Source organism: Streptomyces calidiresistens (assembly GCF_014141525.1).
Taxonomy (GTDB): Bacteria; Actinomycetota; Actinomycetes; order Streptomycetales; family Streptomycetaceae; genus Streptomyces; species Streptomyces calidiresistens.
In genome coordinates, this window is sequence record NZ_VKHS01000788.1 from 1 (window position 1) to 2,448 (window position 2,448).

Sequence of the window (2,448 nt, forward strand, 5' to 3'; positions counted from 1 at the left end):
CCCCCGGGGCCCCGCACCCGGACACCCCCCGCTGCACCTTCACCGACGTCACCGCGCTGGACCCGGACCCCGAGCTGACCCGCCTCGCCGCCGAGACCCCCCTCACCCGCATCCGCATGGCCCACGGCGAGGGCGAGGCGTGGCTCGCCACCCGCTACGAGGACGTCCGGCTGGTCACCACCGACCGCCGGTTCAGCCGGGCCGCCGTCATCGGCCGCGACTTCCCCCGCATGACCCCGGCCCCGATCGTGCAGGACGAGTCGATCAACCTCCTCGACCCGCCCGAGCTGACCCGGCTGCGCCGCCTCGTCTCGCGCGGCTTCACCGCCCGCCACGTGGAGCGGCTGCGCCCGCACACCCAACGCACCGTGGACGGCCTGCTCGACACGATGGCCGAGCACGGCCCGCCCGCCGACGTCGCCGCCCACCTCGCCGCCCATCTCCCCATGACCACCATCTGCGACCTGCTGGAGATCCCGCAGGAGGACCGGCCCGCGCTGCGCCGCGACGCCATCGCCCTGATGACCGTCGGCAACCCCGACCGGGACGCCGCCGTCCGCGCCAAGGCCGAGCTGCGCGCCTACTTCGCCGACCTCACCGCCACCCGCCGCCGCGTCCCCGGCGAGGACCTGCTCAGCACCCTGGCCGCCGCCCGCGACGGCGAGGAGGTCCTGGACGACGACGAGCTGGCCGTCATGGGCATGGTGCTGCTGCTCACCGGCCACGACACCACCACCTACCAGATCAGCAACATCACCCACACCCTGCTCACCCATCCCGAACCCCGCGCCAAGCTCCTCGCCGACCCCGACTCCCTGCCCCGGCTGCTGGAGGAGTTGCTGCGCTTCATCCCCTTCCGCAAGGGCGTCGGCATCCCGCGCGTCGCCACCGAGGACGTCGAGGTCGGCGGGGTCACCATCCGCGCCGGCGAGACCGTCCACGTCTCCTACCTCGCGGCCAACCGCGACCCCGCCGCCTTCGAGCGGCCCGACGAGATCGACCCGGACCGCGAGGGACCCTCCCACATGGCCTTCGGCTGGGGCTCCCACCACTGCCTCGGCTCCCACCTCGCCCGCATGGAGCTCGAGGTCGCCATCGGTTCCCTCTTCGCCCGCTTCCCCTCGCTGAGACTCGCCGTCCCCGCCGGGGAGATCGAGTGGAACACCAGCTCCATCTGGCGTTTCCCGCTCGCTCTCCCCGTCGCCTGGTGACCGGAAGGGACCCAAGGACACCCCCATGCCCACGCTCTGTCGCCCCGCCGTCGCCGTGCCGGAACACGTCATCACCCGCGAGGAGACCCTCGATCTCGCGCGCACCACGCACGCCGACCATTCCCAACTGCCCCTGGTCCTCAGGCTGATCGAGAACACCGGTGTGCGGACCCGGCACATCGTCCAACCCATCGAGGAGACCCTGCGCCACCCCGGCTTCACCCGCCGCAACGCCGTCTACGAGGCGGAGGCCAAGGCCCGCGTCCCCGCCGTGGTCTCCCGCGCGCTCGCCCACGCCGACCTCGACCGGCGCGAGATCGACCTCATCGTCTACGTCTCGTGCACCGGCTTCATGATGCCCTCGCTCACCGCGTGGCTGATCAACACCATGGGTTTCCGCCCGGAGACCCGCCAACTCCCCATCGCCCAGCTCGGCTGCGCCGCCGGCGGGGCCGCCGTCAACCGCGCCCACGACTTCGTCTCCGCCTATCCGGGGAGCAACGTCCTCATCGTCTCCTGCGAGTTCTGCTCGCTGCTCTACCAACCCACCGACCTGGGCGTCGGATCGCTGCTGTCCAACGGCCTGTTCGGGGACGCCGTCTCCTGCGCCGTGGTGCGCGGCGAGGGCGGCACCGGCGTCCGGCTGGAGCGCAACGGCTCGCACCTCGTCCCCGACACCGAGAGCTGGATCTCCTACGCCGTCCGGGACACCGGCTTCCACTTCCTGCTGGACAAGCGGGTCCCCGGCACCATGTCCATGCTCGCCCCCGCCCTGCTCACCCTCGCCGGGGAACACGGCTGGAACGCCTCCGAGCTGGACTTCTACATCGTGCACGCGGGCGGCCCCCGCATCCTGGACGATCTGTGCCGGTTCCTGGAGGTGGAGCCCGCGATGTTCCGCTACAGCCGCGCCACCCTCACCGAACGCGGCAACATCGCCAGCTCGGTCGTCTTCGACGCCCTCGACCGGCTCTTCGAGGACGGCGGGGTCGAGGACGGCGCGCGGGGTCTGATCGCCGGGTTCGGCCCCGGTATCACCGCCGAGAGCGCGCTGGGACGGTGGACCGTCGGAGCCCCGGCGCGGGGGGAGACCCTGCGCGCCCGGGCCGGACTGCCGACCCCGGCCAACGGCGCCGTGCCCGCCGAGGGAGCCGGACGCACCCCGGCCGGCGCCGGGGTGGCCGCCGACACCTGACGGGCCCCGCCGGCGCTCCCGCCCCGGACCCGTCCCACCCTC

Annotated in this window: 2 protein-coding genes; both read left to right on the forward strand. The window is 73.2% G+C overall.

The window, feature by feature from the left end; translation table 11 throughout:
- Positions 1 to 56 precede the first annotated feature (56 nt).
- Positions 57 to 1,211: a cytochrome P450 gene (locus FOE67_RS22765; RefSeq protein WP_228474185.1), complete on the forward strand. Its 1,155-nt coding sequence runs from the start codon at positions 57 to 59 to the stop codon at positions 1,209 to 1,211.
- A 25-nt stretch (positions 1,212 to 1,236) separates the two neighbouring features.
- Positions 1,237 to 2,406 (forward strand): type III polyketide synthase, encoded by a 1,170-nt coding sequence (locus tag FOE67_RS22770; protein WP_182666714.1) that lies wholly within the window; start codon positions 1,237 to 1,239, stop codon positions 2,404 to 2,406.
- The last annotated feature ends 42 nt before the right edge of the window (positions 2,407 to 2,448 follow it).

Excerpts from the sequence above, each read along its gene's own strand:
- FOE67_RS22770 (WP_182666714.1), top strand. The coding sequence starts at position 1,237 with ATGCCCACGCTCTGTCGCCCCGCCGTCGCCGTGCCGGAACACGTCATC.